Origin of the sequence: Mammaliicoccus sp. K-M42 (assembly GCF_022386375.1) — a bacterium.
GTDB lineage: Bacteria > Bacillota > Bacilli > Staphylococcales > Staphylococcaceae > Mammaliicoccus > Mammaliicoccus fleurettii.
The window spans coordinates 78,852-100,834 of sequence record NZ_JAJNIS010000003.1; the positions used below are offsets into that span (position 1 = coordinate 78,852).

Sequence of the window (21,983 nt, forward strand, 5' to 3'; positions counted from 1 at the left end):
AACTATTGAAGTTCTTTAGCAAGATCTTCACCAATTTTTTCAGTTTTATCTTGCATTTCTTTTGTTAAATCCTCAACTTCTGAATCTGATAAACTATTAAAATCAATTGCGCCATCTTTTTTGAATTTAATGTCTTTTTTCAGTTCAGTATTACCATCCATAATTAACTTGATATTCTCTCCATTAACATCGAAATCGACATTTAATTTTTGCTTTTGCTGATTATTTTTAGTGTCAGTTGTCAAATTATGGTCGTAGTTAAGATCAAACGGTTGACTAGTTGCATCACTGAACGTTAATTTACCTTTGTCAGTACGTTTATCTCCATCTACTTTAGATGTGTTATCTAATTTTGCAGTTGTCTTACTGTATGAATTTTCTTCAATTACTAAATCATATTTATCTTTAATTTCATCACCATCAGTTGATTTACCTTTTAATGAAAGTCCACCATCTTCTCCTGGCATTGAAATTTTGTAATCTACTTGAACACCATCATCAATAACGTTTGTACCTTTGATATTAACTTTTTTATTATCTTGATTTGTAATTGTTAAATCACGTTTTAATATTTCTTTACCATCTACATAAATAATAGAATTGACTTTAGGATATTTTGATTCCTTTTCATCCTTAGCGTCTTTTAGTAAATCATTAATTTCTTTGTCGTAATCTTTGATGTTACCTTGTTTTTCAGCAATATTTTTGATGTCTTCATCTTTTTTAGCTTCTTCAAGCATTGCTACAGTGATTTTTTTAGTATCTTTAGAACTTAATTTCATTGTTAATTTTTTCAATTCTTTTTCATCATCGAAAATTTTAACTTTTTCTTTATCTTTTTTAAAGTTATCATCATCTAACTGATCAACGAACAAATCGCTATAACGTTTAGATATTTTATCAATATCATCTTGAGATATTTGTGAACCAGATAAGATTGTATTTAAATTTAAAGAATCATTTGTGATCTTTTGTCCTTCAGTAGTTTCTAAAGGTTGACCTGATGCTTTTTCAACACCTTTTTTAATTTCATTATTTTTCACTTTGTAAACATCGTTAAATAATGGTGATTCTACATATTGATTATTTTTATCAGCACTCCATTGGAAGTTTCCAATTTTATTATCTGCAATTGTTGGTTCAATACCTAATTTTGAATTTTCTTTTTTAGGATCATGCCCTACATTTAACACTAAATTAGTAGAATCAACTACTGATTTTGGAACACCTAACTGTGAAATTAACGATTCAGGTAGTTCCGCTCCAAATTTTAATGAAGTTTCATATGACTCATCTTGCATTTTTTCTTGAAATTCAGCTTCATTTTCAAATCTATCATTGAAATATTCTTTCCATGATTTTGCAGATTCTTGTTCACTTAATAAGTATGTATTCTTCGGCGTATTTGTTAAAAAGTAATATGTTGCTGCTCCACCAATTCCCACTATTGCAATAAATGCTACTACAATTCCTACTATGAGTAACTTTATTTTAGTAGACATATAAACACCTCTTTTTTTTTATATTTATAATAATATCATAACAAATATTACAACTATATGGCATAATAATTTTTAAATATTTATATTTTTTTGAAAATACACATTTTTCCTGGTTTATTATAACTTTCAATCATTTTATTTTTATTTATTTTGATAATTTGTAATTTTGATGGCCACAATGCTGGAACGACCATTTTATTTTTGATACTTTTCCATAATGGATCTATATAGTAATAATGATTATCGTCAAAGCCTATTAACAATGTAACATGTATATTCGTCACAAACTCTTTTTCTTTATTTCCTAACTTGAATGTTTTATTTATCGGAGTCTGTCCTAAAGTTGTATGATAAATAACAACAGGGTTACCACTTTTAATTATTTTCTCTAAATCTTTAAGTTCTGTTCCAGTGCCATCTACTATATCAGTATCATATCTATTTAAAAATGAGGCTAATACATTAGGAAATATCGTTTGATGGTGACCAAACTTAATAAAAAAATGATTCCCTACATATCCTTTCTTTGGATCATAAGGATGAGTTGGCCAATCTCTCATAATGGTCGTCGCATCAACCTTTTTATTATAGTAATTTAACAACATTGAACAAGAAGTACCTTCACATCCCATCATCATCGGAATAGGAAACAACTGACTTTTAGGTTTTACATTTAATAGTACTTTCATAACAGGACTCCTTATTTATAAATAACTATATAGTATAAATAAAATTAAAGTGCACCATAATGATGCACTTTACACAATAAATTTATAATATTTCGGCTTCGATTTCCATCAATAAATTCTTTATCTTTTTATGTTGTATTTTTGATACTTGGATGGCTACTGTTCGCTCATTTTTATCATTTCTTTTTTTAGAGATAAGACCTTTTTCTTTTAAATTTTGTACTGCTTTTGAAATATAATAAGGCTTGAATTTAGATTGTTTAATAATGTCTTTTACATTATAACAATCTTTCTCTCCTTTATATATATACACAAGTATATATATTTCTTCAAAAGACAATACAAACTCACTCTTAATTTTAGAAAGGTGGTCTTTCGCCTTTTTACTAATAAGTACTAACTCAACAATATTTCTGATTGATACTGATACTGTTTCCATTGCAAGCAACTCCTCAAGTTAAAATAGCTAGTTGTTGAATTGGTATATTGTGCAATCTTTAGAGTCTATAGCATATTTTTCCTTTTCAACACAATGAATTAATAATATTTATTATTTTATAATGAGTTATAAAAATATTCAATAAATTTTCAATAATTGACTTTTCAACATTCATATTTTTAGAATAAATGCTTTAGTATCAAAGGTTAAAGCGTTCAATCTTTAAAATGATTACCTATGTTCAATATTGGTTTTTATTATATTTTAAAAGTTTATTACTTTCCAAATATAAAAAGAGCGTACATTTAAGATCTAAATGTACGCTCTTTTTATATTGCTATTATTTTTTCTTACCAAGTGTATCAACAAAACTTAATGCTGATAAACCTAATAGTGTTAATGCATGTTTAGCACCTTTAAAGCCATGACCAGCTTCATAATGTTTGTATGCAGCTACGCCCATAACTGAACCTACAATAACTGAACCTAATCTAGATAATGATTTGCTGCATGTACTTAAGAATAAGAAAATTGATCCTACTAATTCAAGTCCACCTGCTATTTTCATTGAGTTTCTTGAAAGACCAAATCCTTCTTCAAATTGTTGAGCCATACCGTCATCATCTTTTACTTTTGGTTTACTTGCATCAAAAATTTGTTTACCTACATATACATTTAATAAATATCTTAACATTACTTAATTTCCTCCTTATTTTTCATATATTCATCTACTATCGGTTTTACCTTTTCTCCTAATAGTTGAATAGACTTTAATACTTTTTCATGTGACATTGAACCTACTGGTAAATGTAACATAAATCGATTAACACCAAGATCTTCATGCAGTTTAATAATTTTTGCTGCAACTGTTTCAGGACTACCTACAAACAATGCACCGTGGACAATTTCTTGTTCGAATTTCTCCATTGAATAAGGTGGCCATCCACGTTCTTTACCTAATTGATTAATAACATATGAACTAGATGGATAATATTCTTCTTTAGCTAATTCATCAGTATCGGAAACATAACCCCATGAGTGAGTCGCGATAGGTAATTGTGATGTATCAAAGCCATTAGACTCTGCTACAGCTTTATACATTGCTACATTACGCTTAAAGCGACTTGGCGCACCCCCAATAATAGCATAAGTAATTGGCAATCCCAATTTTCCTGCTCTCATCGATGATTCTGGATTGCCACCTGTAGCTAACCAAATTGGTAATTTATCTTGTACAGCTCTAGGAAACACTTGTAAATTATCAATTGCAGCTCTAGTTTGACCTTGCCAGTTCACTGTTTCATTTTCATTGATTTCTAGTAATAAGTCCAGTTTTTCTTTATAAAGTAAATCGTAATCTTTTAAGTCGTAACCAAATAACGGAAACGATTCTATGAACGATCCTCTACCAGCCATTATTTCTGCTCTACCATTACTTATAGCATCTAATGTAGCAAATCTTTGATATACTCTTACAGGATCATCAGAAGATAATACGGTTACTGCCGAAGATAATCTAATATTACTTGTCTGACTTGCTGCTGCAGCTAGTACAGTAACTGGATCAGAGACCGCATAATCTTCTCTATGGTGCTCGCCTAACCCATATATATCAAGACCAACTTTATCTGCTAGTTTAATTTCTTCAACTACTTGATTTATTCTTTCATGTGCAGAAAATGGTTCTTTCACACCATCAATAGGTGATATTTCAGCAAAAGAGGATAATCCTAATTCGAATTTCATATTCTCACCTCGATATAATTATTATACTAGGTATAATTATAGTACTAAAATAAAAAATGTCAACATTTAAATTCTAAAAAAGTAGCAGTGGTAAAAGCTATTGTCTTTAGCTTTTATCACTGCTACATATTAAATATCATTTTCTAATTCACAAAACCTCATGATTGCAGATTTTAATGGCATTTCTTGTTCATATATTCTAATCTGATCAATTGTTTCAGGATTTAAATAAATATATTTAACTGGTTCATCATTATTAAAAGCAACTATGGCTTCACCATCATCTGTACCTTCAAACATTCTATCTACATCTGAAAAGAACTGACCCAAAATATAAATTAATGCATCACTATATCGTTCTCTATCTCTTTTATATGCTTCTACTTGGCTATCTTGAATATAATATGCATCTACAATGGTCATACCATCTATATTAATAGGTTCATTTTTATTAATATTTTTTAAATGATGTTCTTTTTTAAAAAATTTAAACATCGCCAATATCCCCTATCACAGAAATTTAATTTGATTTACTTCTTTGATATTCTTGATATTCAAAGAATACTTGGAACAACATAATCAACATTGCAGGATGGTATTGGTTACTTATAACATTAATACCATGATTAGAAGCCACTTTAAACCTTTCAGACTTTGTTTCCATAACATCTTTACCATCTTGATCCGTAACTTTAACTGAGCGAGAGATAAATCCAGACTCAAATATTAAAGAATCATTTTTTGTTCCATTAAAAATGATTTTTGGCTTAAATCCAAATCGCGTTTCAAACGTACCTATCTTAGTATCATTTTTAAAAACTTCCCATACGTTTTTAAAAGGCGTCTTAAACTTACCTTCTAATGATCGCTCTTGCAAAACTTTATACGATCCACCGTCAAATTCGATTTTGAAATTATGCTTTTTTCGTCCTAGTAATGCAAATGTTTCTTGTCTACTAGATGTATAGTACAAACTCAAAACAAAAGCTGGATTATTTTGTTCGTCGTAAATTTCAATTGGCTTTGTTGATGCTCCCCAAAAATTTTCCTTAAAATGAAAATGAGTCATAATAGCCTCCAAAATTACACTTATTTAATAACTTCATTTTACCATAGCTAAATTTTGTTCACCATAATTATTGATATACTCTGCTAGCACTTCCTCAATAATTTTGTTTACTTCTAATTCAACATTTTTATAAATATCCACTAATACAACCCTTTCATCTTTTTCATTTCTTTTTTTACTGACATATTTTAATTGAACAAGTGTCTTTATAGATTTGTTAATTTTAACTAAGTCCCATCCAAATTTATTTTTTATATCTTTTAATGTACATGTTCGTTGATTTCTTTGTTGAATAAATAACAAAATCATAAAGTGATCTATATTTATTTTGTATTTATTACTAATGGTATTATGCATTAATGCCATACACGCATTTAATCTCAAAATATAATCTAACAAATTATTTTCTGTAATGTTAAAATCGATTGTCCTTAAATCATTATGCATACTCATTTCTATATGGTGAATTAATTGATTAATTTTGTTTTTGTGACGAGTTTCTACTATTATAAGGACTTTTCTCTCATCGATCTTTGATCTCTCTTTTTTAAAATAGTCCAAGTTATGTAGATATGAAAGAACATGAGTTAACATTGTTTGATTAATAGCAAGTACTTACTTGATTTCTGATGAGTTAAACTCAGTTTTCTTTTTGTTATCATCTATATATTTCAAAACTTTTAAATGGTAAATATTTAATGCATATTCTTTTTTTAAAATTTTCTTCGCTTGAATATTTAAATAATGTAAGTTTAGTAAATTTTTAATTTGTTTTTCCATTGTAATACCACCTTAGTTTATTTTTTGTTTTATATAAATATGCTTAATAACATCTGGAGAAGTATAAAACTGAACAATTAACTTCCCAGTTTCTTTTTTAAAACTTACTTCGGTATCCTTATTGTTACCTTCACTTTCGCTATTTTGATTAATTAAAATTCGATTATTTTTGATAAAGATGTCATGATGTCTATATTCAATTTCACCTAACTTAAAACCATTGATATTTAGCCTTTGATGCAATCTATTAAAAACTTTCATATTTGGGAAAATAATAATTTGATATTCATTAAGATAATGTGTCATCAGTATCAAACCATTGAAGTAAACAATATCTCCTCGCAAACGTTTTAAAGTTAGTATCAATTCAAATAGTTGATACTGACTTTCCTTATTTAATTGTAATTCTTTAATCATGAGATGGCTGCTTTGTGAAGGAATCATACTATCTATCCATGTATCATCAATAATCATTGAAATATTTTGATTAAATTCGATACTCCATTTAAATATTGATATTAGTGACTCAATTCGATTAGGGATTTTAGGTTGATAGAAGATATTTAACGAGGGATTATTTTTCAATATAGATGTTATATCTTTGTCGGAGTCTATTTCATGATGTACTTTACATGCTATTTGGTTTTTGTCACCCATTTTATGAGACATTCGCTTTGCTAAATAGTTGTTTTGTTTGTTAAGTATCAATATCACATTAGATTCTTTTAAGTATTCTTTTATGATTTTAGAAATACGATTATATTGGTGATACGATGCATCGATATAGAATTGAAAACTGCGTTGTCCATAAAAATATGTGCAATCTGTTAAATAATTTAATAATCTCTTAAAAAACATTATAATTTCTTCTAAATTTTCGTTTCTTGTTAAGTTTACCTCGAATGAAATATCAAATTGGTGTTCTAATGAAAAAGAAAACATTTGATGTACAAGTTTATTATTTTCAAAATTCGACTGAAATAGCTCATAAAATAGCTGATTTGAAAATAACAATCCATATAAACCAATTTCCCTTCTCATAGATAACAACTTTGATTGTTGAAAATTATTAGTAAGTGATTCTATATTTCTAATATAAATTAGTAAGTTTGGAGTTGTAATTTTTGAACTTAGTTTATTTTTAAAATTTATATCCATATTGACATAGTCAATATCACTATCTGTTAAATATTTGATCTGTTCATTTAACTGCTCAAAATTTTGAAATAGTGTCGTGTTTTTATTATGAAATGGATAGTATTGATCATTTTCAAGTTGTTTTCTAAATTTCCCTGGGGTAATTCCATATTTATTTTTAAAATGGCCAATAAATCCTGATTCATTTGTAAATCCATTATCATTCGCTATTTCAGATATTAATTTTTTAGAATACATTAAATCAAATGTACTGTAAGATAAACGAATAGCACTTATTAAATCCCAATAACGCATACTCGTTACTTCTACAAGCCTGTCAGAAAACCACCTTACAGATAATAATGATTTTGTCGCTACTTCCCCAATATACAACTTATTTTTATAATTATGATACATATAATCTATAGCTTTATTTATGTCATTAGTCATGCTATATTCAACTGTTTCATCTAACTCTCTATATAAACGTAGTGTCATAACTAACTGGTTAAGATGTTCAAATACTTTATTTCTCTTTTCTTTTTTACGTTTATTATTTAAGTAATTTACAATCAACTTATTCATATAGAATCTGAGCATACTCGAATCAAGTTTATCTTTGTTAATGTAGTACCTTTTATTAAATTGAAAGAAATAATCAAGTTCTACTCTTGATAAACACAAACTTGCAATGACATTTTTCTTAGCCGATAAAATACGGTAATGATCTAAGTCATTTATAATAATGAAGTCTTTCGATTTATATTTTTTAGTTTTACCATTTATAGAAATATTACTACTTCCTTCTATTATATATAGTATTAGTAAACCTATATTAAATTCTGATTGAACATTTAAGGTTTGATAAAATTTCAAATTACAATCAATCAGCATTTTAAACACCTCTATTCAACTTGAAACATCTTTATTTATAAGTAAGGATAATTATAATTCAACAAATAATATTAAAAATACTTTATTCTTGACTTTTTATTATGAAATTTTGTACTTATTTTATTTCCTTAAAAGCTATAACTTTTATATAAATCAAATATAAATAATATTATTAATTAGCAAAGTCAAATATTTTATTATGTCTTAAATATTACAAACGTGTAACAAAGAAATAGACTTTCTTCGATTTTACACCTAGAAACACCGTTGCTACAGCATTTCTTAATCATTGCGAAATGTTCGGAATTATTACATGAAATCATTAGATATTTAAATTAAATTACAAAGCTTTAACATTCAACACAAAGTAATTCATTTCTGATAAAGTAGATTTTGTTGATAAACAGCAGAGAAAAAAACTTATTAGAAAAAAACATAAAACATATACGAAAAAAATATTTTTAAATTATCTAGGAGGATTTACAAATTATGAAAAAATTAGCAACAGCAGCAATCGCAACAGCGGGAATCGCAACATTTATGGCACATGACGCAGACGCAGCAGAAAACAACCAAGGATATAACCCAAACGATCCTTATTCTTATTCTTACAATTATACAATCGACCAACAAGGTAACTACCATTACACTTGGGAAGGTAACTGGAATCCTTCATCTCAATATGGTAACCAAGCTCAACAACAAGTAGCTAACACTACATCATCAAACAATACAGCTTCTTCAAATAACGAAGCAGCTTCAAATACAAATTATTCACAACCAGCATTCAATGCTGCACCAAATGGTGGTGGTTTAGGAGATTCAAATAATTCTTCTTCAAACCAAAATAACGTACATGTTACTACTACACAAGCACCATCATCAAGTAACAATGCAACTACTACATCAAACTCAAGTTCAAACGTTAGCACTACATCTACATCAACTTCACGCCCATCAACTGGCGGAGGAGCTAACTTATACACTTCAGGTCAATGTACTTATTATGCATTCAGCAAACGTCCTGACTTAGGTAGCACTTGGGGTAACGCAAATAACTGGGCTAGCGCAGCAGCTCAATCAGGTTACACTGTAAACAACAAACCAGCTTCAGGTTCAGTTTTACAATCTACAGCTGGTGGATATGGTCACGTAGCTTACGTTGATAAAGTAAACTCTGACGGTTCTATCCAAGTTTCTGAAATGAACTACCAAGGTGTTGGTGTTGTTTCAAGTCGTACTATCTCAGCTTCAGCAGCTGGTTCTTACAACTACATTCACTAAGAATAATATATAAAAAAGAGCAATCATATGATTGCTCTTTTTTTATGCTTTTATTTTTTTAATACCTATACCTGTGATACCATAAAATGCTGCGAAGAATACACATAAATAGCATGGCACTGCCCACCAGAAGAAATCTCCTAACGAAACATGTAATAAATCACGGTAATAAATACCTGATGTCCCCCACGGAATAAATGGTAATACCATCGTTCCACAATCTTCTAATGTTCGAGATAGATTTACACGATCCAACTTTCTCTCATTGTACATATCCATCAATAATACACCAATCATAATAATCACAACTGATGCAACACCGGCAGCAAATACAAGTATTAAACTTCCAGCTATTGTCACTAATATAAGATGTGAATCTTTTGAAACTTTGCTAGATATAGTTGTTAATATAACCTTCAAACTACCAGAAGCTTCAACTATCCCTGCAAATGCATAACCACAAAAAATAGTAACAACTATTTCAGTCATACTCATAATGCCACCACGTTTAACGAGATCTAGCATTGAATTCGATACTTCATTACTTGATAAACTCGTCATACCTATATCGAATCCGTTCATTGTCACATTAAACGCATCAACTATTTCAAATCCATTGTTTATAACACCTACAAACATGGCTACTAAACTTGATAACAACATCATTGGTACTGTTGGTTTTCCAATACTAATACCGGCAACAATAACGATTACTGGTAACCATACCCAAAAATTTAAATTAAAAGCCTCACCTATATTATTTAATAAAATATTCATACGTTTATTTTCAATATTTTCAGAGCTAAATTGCAATCCTGCAATAAACCATACAATTAATCCAATTATTGATGCAGGTATTGTTGTCCACATCATATGTTGAATATGTTTAAATATATTAACTTTAGTTACTAAGGCTGCTAAATTAGTTGTATCAGAAAGTGGTGACATTTTATCTCCAAAAACACCACCAGCTATTACAACACCTGCAACCATACCTGTTGGAATATTCATTTCACTAGCAATTGCAATTAAAGCAATCCCTGCAGTTCCAACCGATCCCCATGCAGTTCCTGTTGCTACAGATGTAACTGCTGTAATAATAAATGCTGTTACTAAAAAATATGTCGGATTAATCAATTCTAATCCATAATAAATTAATGCTGGAACAGTGCCGGAAAACATCCATGTCCCTATTAAAATACCTACTGAAAAAATTATGTATATAGCTGGCATAGCTGTAGCGAGTCTTTTTGTAATGCCATCTTGTAAATCTTCCCATGATAAACCTACTCTAAATGCTATAAAACTCGCGTATACCGCTGCAATAATTAATAATGGTTGAATTGGATAATGCAATATACCAAAACCAACCAATACTACTAGTCCCATTACTACAATACTGGAAATCGCTTCAAACAAAGTAGGTAGTCTCTTCATATAATTCCTCCTCTACTTATAAAAATAGACAAAAACTTCATTTTATATAGTAAAAAAGCAGTTGCAATTTATGCTAACTACTCATCATCAAATTATTAATAACGTAAATATAATATTACAAGAAAATGACAGTCGTTTTCTCACAATTTAACCAAAACCCTATAATGATAATGCTAACCCCATATTACTAGTTGTCATAATTTCTCAAGAATATTACTAAAAGATTGAATAGCATTATGATTAAGTAACAACTGTATGAAAATCAACACAAAGCTAAATTCATCTGTTAAAGTAATATTTGTCGTCGGAAAACGACATAACTAAAACTCAAATTATAAATTAAAACATATACGAAATTCACGGAGGAATATTTAAAATGAAAAAATTAACAACATTAGCAGTACTAACTACGGGATTAGCAACAACAGTTATAGGAAGTGGAGAAGAAGCTTCAGCAGATACTTATAATAACACTCAAGCTTCTCAACAAACTCAAAACTTTAGTTCTAACTATACTAATAACTATAGCCAAAATTACAACACTTCAAACATGAGTCAGTCATTTTCTTCATCAGTAACTCAAACTGCAACTCAAACATCAGGTTCATCAGCTAACTTATACACAGCTGGACAATGTACTTATTATGTATTTGACAAAAAACAAGCTGACGGAGACCCAATCAGTGCAACTTGGGGTAACGCTAACCAATGGGCTTCAAATGCAGCAGCTGACGGCCATACAGTAAACAATACACCTAAAGAAGGTTCAATCTTACAATCATCAGCTGGAGCATTCGGTCACGTAGCTTACGTTGAAAATGTAAACTCAGACGGTAGTATCGAAGTTTCAGAAATGAACTACCAAGGTGAAGGCGTAGTATCATCTCGTACAATCTCAGCATCAGAAGCTGGATCTTACAACTACATTCACTAAAAAATAATGAATTATAATATTATAAACTCTACCAATCCTTTAGATATAATTTAGGATAGGGAGAGTTTTTTTATGTGCGTTTTTATAATGTAGATTTCGGTTATGGTTAGTGGCAGAATTCTGGATTATGCTTCTTAGACTGCGCTTACTGGCAGAATTCTGAATTATGCTCCTTAGATTGTTCTTACTGGCAGAATTCCGAATTGTGCTTCTTAGATTGTTCTTACTGGCAGAATTCTGAATTATGCTCCTTAGACTCTTCTTACTGGCAGAATTCTGAATTATGCTCCTTAGACTCTTCTTACTGGCAGAATTCTGAATTATGCTCCTTAGACTCTTCTTACTGGCAAAATTCTGAATTGTGCTCCTTAGATAGTACTTCTTACGGACATTTCTCGGAATTTTGTACCTAAGCACCACTCTTACCACCATTTTTTATAATTGGCTATTTGCTTTGAAAATTGTATACTTAAATTAATCAAGGAGGGAAAAGTTATGAATAATAATGAACAAAATCCATTTCAACAGTCAACTTTAAATGACGATAATGCTCAATTGCATCAAAATACAAATACTACTGATGATGATAGATTATTCGGTATGTTGATATATCTTACAAGTTTCTTTACATCTCTATTTGGACCACTTATCATATGGTTAATTAAAAGAGATGGTTCACCTTTTGTCGATAGAGTTGGTAAAGATTTCTTAAACTTCTTTATTTCATATACTATTTGGAGTATTGTTGCTGGATTATTATGCTTAATTTTAATTGGCTTTATTTTAATACCTATTTTAACTGTTTTACTATTCGTATTTACGATTATAGGTGCTATGAAGTCTTATAACGGTGAAACTTATTTACCACCGTTTTCAATTAGAATCATAAAGTAATATTTTTAAGAACACTTTTACCCACAAAAGTGTTCTTTTTCTTTTTTAGAGAAAAACTGATTAATTACTATAATAACTAATGATGATAAAATTACGTATACTCTTATACTCAAAAGAGAGTACTAAATTTGTAAATCCCCTTTTCAAACGTTCTTTGTGCACTTCCATAGAAGGAAGGCATAATTTTTTTTGCATTTTAACTACAGTGCTTTAAAGGAGGAGTTTTTTTGGATCAAAAATTGAAAAAACCAAGAAGAAGATATATAAGCTTACCTACACAAATATTAATTGCTTTAATATTAGGTGTTGTTGTAGGTTATTTTTTAAATGGACAAGATCAATTAATTAAATTTATACAACCTGTTGGTGATATATTTTTAAACCTTATTAAAATGATTGTGATACCTATCGTATTCTGTTCACTGGCATTATCAATATCTAATGTTGGTGACATGCATACAGTTGGTAGATATGGTTGGAAGACGATTTTGTATTTCGAAATTATCACTACTATCGCAATTGGATTAGGTATCCTGTTTGGAAACCTGTTTAAACCTGGTTTAGGAATAGACGCAAACAAACTTCCTAAAGGTGATATTTCTAAATATGAACAAACTGCTGATGCAGCAGAGAAATCTACTTATGGGAATCATATGATTGATACTATTGTTGGAATTATCCCTACAAATATATTCGAAGCGTTAACTGCAGGAGAATTACTTCCTATTATTTTCTTTGCTGTATTCTTTGGATTAGCAATAGCAGCTATAGGAGAAAAAGGTCAACCTGTCAAAGATGTTTTAAGTGGTACTTTAGAAGCAGTGTTCTGGATGATACATAGAATTTTAAGATTAGCGCCTTATGGTGTCTTTGCTTTTATTTGTGTAACTATCATGACATTCGGTTTATCTGCGTTAATTCCACTTATAAAATTAATGGCAGTTGTAGTTGGAGCTATGGCTTTCTTTATTATTGTCGTATTAGGAATAGTAGCAAAAATTTGTGGAATTAATATATTCTCTATTATTCGTATATTAAAAGATGATTTATTATTAGCATTCTCTACTTCAAGTTCAGAGACAGTACTTCCATCTGTTATGGAAAAAATGGAAAAGTTCGGTGCACCAAAAGATGTTGTATCATTTGTTGTACCAACTGGATACACGTTTAATTTAGATGGTTCTGCATTATACCAATCAATAGCAGCATTGTTTGTTGCACAGATGTATGGTGTGCATTTAACACTTGTAGAACAATTGATATTAATGTTTACTTTAATGATTACTTCTAAAGGGATGGCAGCAGTTCCTGGTACTTCAATAGTTGTTTTAATCACAACTTTAGGATCTATGGGCCTTAATCCTGAAGGTTTAGCATTAATTATAGGTATAGACAGATTATTAGATATGATGAGAACATGTGTTAATGTTGTCGGCAATGCACTTTCAACAGTCGTTATCTCTAAATGGGAAAATAAATATGACGCTAAAAAAGGACAAGAATATCTTAAAACATTTAAAAAAGCTTAAAAAAAAGATTCGGCTAAGGGGAGCCGAATCTTTTTTATTTTGTTTTATTTTAATGAATCTTGAATTTTTTTAATTTCATCTTGTTTTAAATCTACAATAATTTCTCCATCCTTAGTATCTTCTTTTAAAGCAACTTTAGCTTCTTCAGAATGATATAAGTCCGCTATTTTTTTGTAAGTTTTGTTGTCTTTATCTTTCGTATTTGCTGCAATAAAGTTAATGTATGGTTTAGCTGCATTTGCATCAGGATCTTCTAAGTATATTGGATCTTTCTTAGGATCTAGCCCTGCTTTTGAAGCAACACCATTATTAATGATAGATATATCTACTTCGTCTATTGCTCTTGCTGTTTGTTGAGCATCTACAGCTTTAATATCTAAGTTCTTTTTATTTTCAACAATATCTTTAGGACCTCCATCTAAACCAAAATTCTTATCAAGTTTAATGTACCCTGCTTTTTCGAGTAGCTTTAAAGCTCTAGCTTGGTTTGATACGTCATTTGGAATAACGACTTTAGCTCCGTTCTTCAACTTCTTGATGTCTTTAATTTCTTTAGAATAAATCCCTAATGGCGCAAAGACTGTGGTTCTAATCGGTGTAATATCCGTTCCTTTATTTGCTTTTTCAAATTGATCTAAAAAGGCAAAGTGCTGGAATGAGTTTAAATCAATATCTCCATCAGATAAAGCTTTATTTGGAACATTGTAATCGGAGAATTGTTTGATTTCTATATCTATTCCATCTTCTTTAGCAAGTTCCTTCACTTTATCCCACACTGCTGTATCATTTGAGGCAATGCCAATTGTTACTTTTTTATCGTCTTTTTTGTCTCCACAAGCTGCCAATATCAATACTAATGCCACTATCAATGTTAAAACCTTTTTCATTCAAAGCACTCCTTTAAATTTATGAATAATTAATAACTTAACTTCTTCTAACAAGTCTAGATAACACATTACCTAAAGATTGGATGAGCTGTACCATAATAACTAGTATGATAACTGTAATTATGATAACGATCGTATCAAACCTTTGATAGCCGTATGCAAGTGCTAAATCACCTATACCGCCACCTCCAACAGCTCCTGCCATTGCTGTAGCACCAATCAATCCTATAATTGATGTTGTTAATGCTAAAATCAATGAACCTAAAGCTTCTGGTAATAAAAAATATCTAATTATTTGAATTGGTGATGCCCCCATAGAATGAGCCGCTTCAATAACACCAGCATTTACTTCTAATAATGAATTCTCCACTAGTCTAGCTATGTATGGTGCTACATATATTGTTAATGGTACAATCGCAGCCGATGTACCTATGGATGTACCTACAATTAATTTTGTGAATGGTACGATTGCAATTAATAAAATAATAAAAGGTAAAGATCTAAAAATATTTATAATTGGATTGAGAACATAATAGATAATACTGTTCTCCCAAATACCATTCTTTCTTGTTATAACGAGTAATATACCTAATGGAATACCTATCAAAGCACCAATCACTAAAGATACTGTTACCATATATAACGTTTGATATATCGAATCTAATAATTGGGATGAATCTAATGATGAGCCAAACATTATGCTTCAACCTCCTCAAACTCAATATTTAATTCATTTAAATATTGAAAACTATTTTGAATTGCTTTTTGCTCTCCATTTAAGCGTAATGTTAAATACCCAACTGGAATACCTTGAATATCAGACATTGAGGCAAATAAGACATTAATTTGAACGTGATACTTAGTAATTAAATCATTAATTATAGATTGTGTGACTTGCTCTCCATCTATATATAACTTAATGTCTGTTGCATTCTGATTCTCTGGAATTAATTTACGTAAATTCGGCGAAATATCTGTTGTAATTACTGTCGAGACAAAGTTCTTTGCAGTTAGTGTCTGAGGATGACTGAAGACGTCTAATACCGGTCCTATTTCTATCACTTTCCCATTTTCCATTACTGCAACTTTATTACATATTTTTTGAATAACACTCATTTCGTGAGTGATTAATAGTATCGTAACGCCAAATTGTTCATTGACTCTTTTTAACAATTTCAAAATGGAATCCGTAGTTGCTGGATCAAGCGCACTAGTTGCCTCATCACATAATAGTATTTTTGGATCCGTTACCAGTGCTCTAGCAATTGCTACTCTTTGTTTTTGTCCTCCTGATAATTCATTTGGATACTGCTTTCCTTTATCCTCTAATCCAACAAATTTTAATAACTCATCAACTTTTTCTTTAATTTTGCTTTTATTTGTTCCTTGTAAAACTAATGGCATCGCAACATTATTAAATACAGTTTTAGAATTTAATAAGTTAAAATGCTGAAATATCATACCAATATTCTTTTTTACACTTTGCAATTCTTTTTTTGAATATTGATTGATGTCATGCCCATTTACAATAACTTCTCCTGATGTTTTTTCTTCTAACACGTTTACAAGCCTTACTAAAGTACTTTTACCGGCGCCACTATACCCTATAACACCAAATATATCTTGTTCTTCAACTTTAAAACTTACATCTTCTAATGCTTGTATTTTAGAATTCTTTTGTTGGAAAACCTTATTAACATTTTTAAACTCTATCATATGCAATTATCCCTTCGAATTCTTATTAATATGATAAGAATTATATTGATGTTTATCATTGTCGTCAACACTAAATTTCAAATTTTTCTAAATATTCTTATTTTAAGATAGTATTTTTACTCATAATTTATTGAAATCCAATTACTATATACTTTTTAATTAATGTAAGCGTTAACAATATTTTATTGACAATTTTGTGACATATTAATAAAATGAAACCTAAGATGTATTTTTACATTTAAATAAAAGGGGGTTATTTTAATGGCAGAGCATGATTATAAACTTTTAGCGAATGATCCGAAATTTAAAGAACTTGTTAAAAAAAGAAATGCTTTTATTTTTCCTATTTCTATCTTCTTTATTATTGCTACACTTCTTTTCCCAGTATTAACCGGTTATACAACATTCTTAAATAACATCGCATTTTGGAATATTTCATGGGCATGGATTTATGCACTATTGCTTTTTATTATGGTTTGGACACTTGTAACTTTATATATGCGTAAAGCTAAATCTTTTGATAAAGATGCTGAAGCATTATTAAAGACATATAGAGAGGAGCAACAAAGATGAATCCAATAGTAGTTATAATGTTTTTAATATTTGTCAGCATTACATTATTTATTACATATTTTGCATCTAAAAGAACTCAATCGACTAATGACTTTTATACAGCAGGTGGAGGCCTTACAGGATGGCAAAACGGTTTAGCTATTGCTGGTGATTACTTATCAGCAGCATCATTTCTAGGTATCGCAGGTGCAATTGCATTATGGGGCTTTGATGGTTTCTTCTATAGTATCGGTTATTTAACAGCTTATCTAATCGTATTGTATATTGTTGCTGAACCATTAAGAAACTTAGGTAAATATACATTAGCTGATATGATCGCAGCAAGGTTTGAACTTAAGAAAGTTAGAGCAATGGCTGCAGTTTCATCAATCACAATCGTTATTTTTTATATGTTGGCACAGTTAGTTGGTGCTGGCGCGCTTATTCAATTACTGTTTGGTATTCCTTATATACTAGCTGTCATATTAGTTGGAATTATGATGACTATATATGTACTTTTTGGAGGTATGACTGCAACAAGTTGGGTACAAATGGTTAAAGCTGTGTTATTGATGATTGGTACAGTTATTATCACGTTTTTAGTTTTACTTCATTTTAATTTCAACATATCTACAATGTTCGGAGAGATGCAAAACATCAAATCCGCCGACTTTAAAGGAGATTTTATTAATCCAGGTTCACAAGGTAAACCTCCATTAGATAATATATCGCTAATTATAGCTTTATTATTTGGTACAGCAGGCTTACCACATATTCTTATGCGTTTCTTTACAGTTAAAGATGCAAAAACAGCTAGATCCTCTGTAATGTGGGCAACTTGGATTATCGGTATTTTTTATATATTAACTATATTCTTAGGGTTCGGTGCTGCAGCTTTATTAACTCGTGAAGAAATCATTGCTGCTAACCCTGCAGGTAATATGGCCGCACCGTTATTAGCTGCTAAATTAGGTGGAGATTTCTTAATGTCATTTGTTTCAGCAGTTGCATTTGCCACTATCTTAGCTGTAGTTGCAGGTCTTGTACTGACTGGGGCATCTGCATTTGCACATGATATTTATGGGCAAGTTATTAAAAAAGGGAAAATAACAGAACGTGAACAAATGAAAGCCGCTAAATTAGCTTCTTTAGCTGTTTCAGTAATATCAATTGTATTAGCACTATTTGCTCAAAACTTAAACGTTGCATTTTTAGTATCACTAGCATTCTGTGTTGCAGCTAGTGCAAACTTACCAGTAATCGTATTTACAATATTCTGGAAGAGATTTAATACTCAAGGTGCAATTGTCGGTATAGCTGTAGGTCTAATTGTTTCATTAGTACTTGTTATACTAAGCCCTAATGTCATGAATCCTGATGGAACAGCATTTATTACAATGTCACCTATCTTCCCGTTATCTAATCCTGCTATTATTTCAGTACCAGCAGGTTTCTTAGGAGCATTCCTAGGTACCTTCTTAGGCAAGACTGAATCTCATGATAAATTCAGAGAAGTACAAGTTAAGGCAGCTACAGGTATATCTACTTCAGATATTTCACATTAAGATAGAAATGATTTTTATCAAAAAACAGACGAGGCTGGGACAATTAAATTGTCTCAGCCTCCATTTTGTAGTCAAATCCGCTTTTACTGTATCTCTTATCAGCAATTTTACCTAGAATTGCTTTTAATGGACTTCTTATCAGCAATTTTACCTAAATCTGCTTTTAACGCACCCCTTATCAGCTATTTTACCTAGTATTGCTTTTAATGGACCTCTTATCAGCTATTTTACTGAGAATTGCTTTTAACACACCCTTATCAGCTATTTTACCTAGAATTGCTTTTAATGGACTTCTTATCAGCAATTTTACCTAAATCTGCTTTTAACGCATCACTTATAAGTATAATCGTAGAAAAAATGCATATAAAAATAGATCATTAGTAACGATTTTGTAGTGCGGACGCCTGAGGGAATCGTATGCGTGAGAGACTACAGGCTCGAACCATACCCCTAGGCAAGCATGCACGTACAAAATCGTAAAGTATTATAAAAAATAAGCATATCACTATAAACTTTTAAAAAATCAGTTAAGTGATATGCTTATTTATTTTGAGTTAGAATTTATGTCCCAAAATCGTCTGTTTTAATTACAGTTCTATATCGAAGTGTTCTCTCTATAACTATATTTAAACAAATAGCTTCAGAGCAGATTTTATTCTAATTTAGCTTTCTGCAGAAATTTCACTTTTTTACTTAATGATTTTGATGATAATCTTTTTAGCATATTATTTCTTATTTTAATCTTCAATGTACTTGAAGTTTGTGCTGATTTACCAATCTTTCTTGATTTTAAAATCACCTTTTTAGTATGCTTCGTTCTTAATTTATCGTAACGTTTCAGTGCTGATTCAATATCTCTATCATTTATTAAATTAGTTAATGTCACTGCATCTTCTATAGATTGTCCTGCCCCTTGTCCCATGTTAGGTGTAGTAGCATGTGCAGCATCACCTATTAGAACAACTCTTCCTGATATAAATGATTTTAATGGTGCTAAATCATACATATCATGTTGCAATATACCTAATTCTTCTTGAGCATCTAATACTTTCCTTACTTCATTAGGGAATTGGTTAAAGTAAGCTTGTAAGTGTGGTTTTTCAAATGATTTAAATTTCAAGTCATTTTCTTTAGCATTCATTGTACAGAACCAATAAAGTTCATTATCTTTTAGAGGAACAATTCCAAATCTCCCTTTATGACCCCAATATTCTAATGCTACTTCTTGCTCAATATCTAAATTTTCATTTACAACACCTCTAAAGCAAGTGTATCCAGCATATTTAGGTATTGCTTTCGGATAAATATTCGTTCTAACTTTCGAGTGAATACCATCAGCAGCAACGACTAAATCGAACTTTTCTTCAACGCCATTCTCAAAATATAGACGAACCGTGTCTGCTGTTTGTTTAAATTCTTTTAATTCATGATTTAAATATATACGATCTGATGGTACATAAGTTTTTAAAATTTCATGGAGTACATTTCTATGAATCGTTATATTTTCATGCTCATCTTGATTCATTATTAATGAATTTAAAAACACATCTAAGTCAGATCTAATTTCTATTTTTCTTAAAGATGCGCCTTCTTGTTCAATAGCATAAGCCATTTTGTATTGTTTCAGTGCTTTTAGTACATTGCTTCCAATTCCTAAACCTGCACCTACTTGATCTAAACTATTTCGTTTTTCATATACTGAAACATCATGCCCAGTTTGGCAAAGTAATCCAGCAGCAGTCAGTCCACCAATACCTGCTCCAATTACAGCAATTTTCATTTTGTTCACTACTTTCTTTGAAATAAAAATTAATTATATAACTACATTTTAACATGAACAAGTATATAAATGAGGCTAAGACATAAATTTATCCCAGCCTCTGATCATTATATTAGCAGTAGATAACTGGATTGAAAGTTTGATTATATCAAGCTTTTTCCTGTCACTTTAATTGTTATGCACATGCTTTACCCAAGTGTGCTTTTAAGTAATGCAGTATAAGCAATTTTCAGCAAAATTGCTTATAAGAATAGTCATAAAAGTAGATTTGAATACAAAATAAAGGCTGAGACATAAATTTGTCCCAACCCTAATGTTATTTGTAGTAATCTTTATATACTTTTGATTTTTTTAAATTATGGTCATCATAATAACTTTCCATAATTTTACCTATACTAGTTGCCCAGCTTACATCAGTTGCATATAGATGTTGCCCTGGATTATATGGGTTCCATCTCATTTTATATAATGTATTCTGACCATTACTGATATAGTCTTTCTTCACAAATTCAGCTCCACCAAGTATTGCTTTCTCAGGTGAAGTCCATCCTTTTTTACGAGCATAACTACTACCTGTTTCAACTGCATCTTGGTCAAAAGCACCAATACCATAAAAGTTATAAAATTTCTTTCCGTTAGACATTTTAACGCCACTTGCTAATTCTGAATTACCGTTACCAGTTTCTATAAAAGCATGGCTAAGTAAATAAATTATATTCACATCATATTTTTCTTGAGCATTCATAAAAGCTTTTTCTTTACCTTTAAGTACACCCTTATCTTTCAAAATATCTTTAACTTGTTTTTCAGATATATCGACTTTCTCTGAAATATCAATGAATTGAAAATCAGTTTTACTTTTTTCAACATCCATATATTTATCTATCTCTTTTTCATCAGCATACACAAATTTATTATCTTCTTGCGTTACAGCAGGCGCGTCACTCTGTACTTGAATTTCAAGCGCTTCTTCATAAGTATGTGTTTGGTGATCTTTAAAAAAAGGAGACTCAAAAATAAATAGTAAAACAATAAATATAATAATAATAATGAGCCCTAATATTAAAGAGAACCTATCTTTCAAAAAGTTAATGATACTCACACCTTTTCTATTTATATAAGCAATGTTACTGTTTAAACTTATCTTAT

General features: G+C 30.1%; 22 protein-coding genes and 1 pseudogene. 6 read left to right on the forward strand and 17 right to left on the reverse strand.

Annotated features, from left to right (window positions below; genetic code table 11):
- Positions 1-2: 2 nt before the first annotated feature.
- From LQ668_RS03140 to LQ668_RS03185, 11 genes and pseudogenes are all read right to left on the reverse strand, one after another.
- Positions 3-1,502: a DUF6583 family protein gene (locus tag LQ668_RS03140; protein ID WP_078357012.1), complete on the reverse strand. Its 1,500-nt coding sequence runs from the start codon at positions 1,500-1,502 to the stop codon at positions 3-5.
- A gap of 80 nt (positions 1,503-1,582) precedes the next feature.
- On the reverse strand, positions 1,583-2,191 hold the full coding sequence (locus LQ668_RS03145; RefSeq protein ID WP_078357013.1) for a C39 family peptidase: 609 nt from the start codon (positions 2,189-2,191) through the stop codon (positions 1,583-1,585).
- A gap of 82 nt (positions 2,192-2,273) precedes the next feature.
- Complete coding sequence (locus LQ668_RS03150) at positions 2,274-2,630, reverse strand: transcriptional regulator, SarA/Rot family (RefSeq protein WP_239775899.1); 357 nt, start codon at positions 2,628-2,630, stop codon at positions 2,274-2,276.
- A gap of 340 nt (positions 2,631-2,970) precedes the next feature.
- A complete protein-coding gene (locus LQ668_RS03155) occupies positions 2,971-3,324 on the reverse strand; it encodes a hypothetical protein (RefSeq protein ID WP_088368994.1) in 354 nt (117 codons plus the stop codon).
- The gene (locus tag LQ668_RS03160) at positions 3,324-4,376 is read right to left on the reverse strand and encodes an LLM class flavin-dependent oxidoreductase (RefSeq protein WP_218703067.1); all 1,053 of its coding nucleotides are present in this window, start codon (positions 4,374-4,376) and stop codon (positions 3,324-3,326) included. The genes LQ668_RS03155 and LQ668_RS03160 overlap by 1 nt, the downstream gene beginning before the upstream one ends.
- Positions 4,377-4,505: 129 nt before the next feature.
- Complete coding sequence (locus LQ668_RS03165; RefSeq protein ID WP_107510004.1) at positions 4,506-4,871, reverse strand: hypothetical protein; 366 nt, start codon at positions 4,869-4,871, stop codon at positions 4,506-4,508.
- A 25-nt stretch (positions 4,872-4,896) separates the two neighbouring features.
- The gene (locus LQ668_RS03170; RefSeq protein WP_078357018.1) at positions 4,897-5,445 is read right to left on the reverse strand and encodes a tubby C-terminal domain-like protein; all 549 of its coding nucleotides are present in this window, start codon (positions 5,443-5,445) and stop codon (positions 4,897-4,899) included.
- Between the two features lie 33 nt (positions 5,446-5,478).
- Positions 5,479-5,892 carry a transcriptional regulator, SarA/Rot family gene (locus tag LQ668_RS03175; protein WP_218703068.1) on the reverse strand — a complete coding sequence of 138 codons (414 nt, stop codon included), beginning with the start codon at positions 5,890-5,892 and terminating at the stop codon, positions 5,479-5,481.
- Positions 5,893-5,925: 33 nt separating this feature from the next.
- Positions 5,926-6,039 (reverse strand): annotated as a pseudogene (locus tag LQ668_RS12460) (transcriptional regulator, SarA/Rot family); the annotation flags it as partial.
- Between the two features lie 21 nt (positions 6,040-6,060).
- Entirely contained in the window at positions 6,061-6,225 is a 165-nt protein-coding gene (locus tag LQ668_RS03180; RefSeq protein WP_218703069.1) for a hypothetical protein, read from the reverse strand.
- A 12-nt stretch (positions 6,226-6,237) separates the two neighbouring features.
- Positions 6,238-8,256 (reverse strand): helix-turn-helix domain-containing protein, encoded by a 2,019-nt coding sequence (locus LQ668_RS03185; RefSeq protein WP_239775900.1) that lies wholly within the window; start codon positions 8,254-8,256, stop codon positions 6,238-6,240.
- Positions 8,257-8,745: 489 nt separating this feature from the next.
- Here LQ668_RS03185 and LQ668_RS03190 point away from each other — a divergent pair, with 489 nt between their 5' ends.
- On the forward strand, positions 8,746-9,540 hold the full coding sequence (locus LQ668_RS03190; RefSeq protein ID WP_107509915.1) for a CHAP domain-containing protein: 795 nt from the start codon (positions 8,746-8,748) through the stop codon (positions 9,538-9,540).
- Between the two features lie 42 nt (positions 9,541-9,582).
- On the opposite strand, the gene nhaC is transcribed toward LQ668_RS03190, so the two are convergent.
- Positions 9,583-10,977: a Na+/H+ antiporter NhaC gene (nhaC, locus tag LQ668_RS03195; protein WP_078357023.1), complete on the reverse strand. Its 1,395-nt coding sequence runs from the start codon at positions 10,975-10,977 to the stop codon at positions 9,583-9,585.
- Positions 10,978-11,353: 376 nt separating this feature from the next.
- Here nhaC and LQ668_RS03200 point away from each other — a divergent pair, with 376 nt between their 5' ends.
- The 3 genes from LQ668_RS03200 (at position 11,354) to LQ668_RS03210 (ending at position 14,334) form a co-directional block, all read left to right on the forward strand.
- A complete protein-coding gene (locus tag LQ668_RS03200; protein WP_239775901.1) occupies positions 11,354-11,911 on the forward strand; it encodes a CHAP domain-containing protein in 558 nt (185 codons plus the stop codon).
- Positions 11,912-12,406: 495 nt separating this feature from the next.
- Positions 12,407-12,805: a DUF4870 domain-containing protein gene (locus LQ668_RS03205; RefSeq protein WP_218703074.1), complete on the forward strand. Its 399-nt coding sequence runs from the start codon at positions 12,407-12,409 to the stop codon at positions 12,803-12,805.
- Positions 12,806-13,044: 239 nt separating this feature from the next.
- Positions 13,045-14,334 (forward strand): cation:dicarboxylate symporter family transporter, encoded by a 1,290-nt coding sequence (locus tag LQ668_RS03210; protein WP_078357095.1) that lies wholly within the window; start codon positions 13,045-13,047, stop codon positions 14,332-14,334.
- A 44-nt stretch (positions 14,335-14,378) separates the two neighbouring features.
- On the opposite strand, the gene gmpC is transcribed toward LQ668_RS03210, so the two are convergent.
- Genes gmpC through LQ668_RS03225 form a run of 3 tightly spaced genes read right to left on the reverse strand, consistent with a single transcriptional unit; the run spans position 14,379 to position 16,937 of the window.
- Positions 14,379-15,221, reverse strand: coding sequence for a dipeptide ABC transporter glycylmethionine-binding lipoprotein (gene gmpC, locus LQ668_RS03215; RefSeq protein WP_078357026.1), 843 nt, complete (start codon positions 15,219-15,221; stop codon positions 14,379-14,381).
- A gap of 37 nt (positions 15,222-15,258) precedes the next feature.
- Positions 15,259-15,918 carry a methionine ABC transporter permease gene (locus LQ668_RS03220; RefSeq protein WP_078357027.1) on the reverse strand — a complete coding sequence of 220 codons (660 nt, stop codon included), beginning with the start codon at positions 15,916-15,918 and terminating at the stop codon, positions 15,259-15,261.
- Positions 15,918-16,937, reverse strand: coding sequence for a methionine ABC transporter ATP-binding protein (locus tag LQ668_RS03225; protein ID WP_078357028.1), 1,020 nt, complete (start codon positions 16,935-16,937; stop codon positions 15,918-15,920). Before LQ668_RS03225 ends, LQ668_RS03220 begins: the two co-directional genes overlap by 1 nt.
- A 261-nt stretch (positions 16,938-17,198) precedes the next feature.
- Here LQ668_RS03225 and LQ668_RS03230 point away from each other — a divergent pair, with 261 nt between their 5' ends.
- On the forward strand, positions 17,199-17,510 hold the full coding sequence (locus LQ668_RS03230) for a DUF485 domain-containing protein (RefSeq protein ID WP_218703076.1): 312 nt from the start codon (positions 17,199-17,201) through the stop codon (positions 17,508-17,510).
- Complete coding sequence (locus tag LQ668_RS03235) at positions 17,507-19,054, forward strand: solute symporter family protein (protein WP_078357030.1); 1,548 nt, start codon at positions 17,507-17,509, stop codon at positions 19,052-19,054. The genes LQ668_RS03230 and LQ668_RS03235 overlap by 4 nt, the downstream gene beginning before the upstream one ends.
- Positions 19,055-19,706: 652 nt before the next feature.
- On the opposite strand, the gene LQ668_RS03240 is transcribed toward LQ668_RS03235, so the two are convergent.
- Together LQ668_RS03240 and LQ668_RS03245 are read right to left on the reverse strand one after the other, a co-directional pair.
- On the reverse strand, positions 19,707-20,834 hold the full coding sequence (locus LQ668_RS03240; protein ID WP_078357031.1) for an FAD-dependent monooxygenase: 1,128 nt from the start codon (positions 20,832-20,834) through the stop codon (positions 19,707-19,709).
- Between the two features lie 316 nt (positions 20,835-21,150).
- Positions 21,151-21,918 carry an N-acetylglucosaminidase gene (locus LQ668_RS03245; RefSeq protein WP_218702966.1) on the reverse strand — a complete coding sequence of 256 codons (768 nt, stop codon included), beginning with the start codon at positions 21,916-21,918 and terminating at the stop codon, positions 21,151-21,153.
- Between the last annotated feature and the right edge of the window lie 65 nt (positions 21,919-21,983).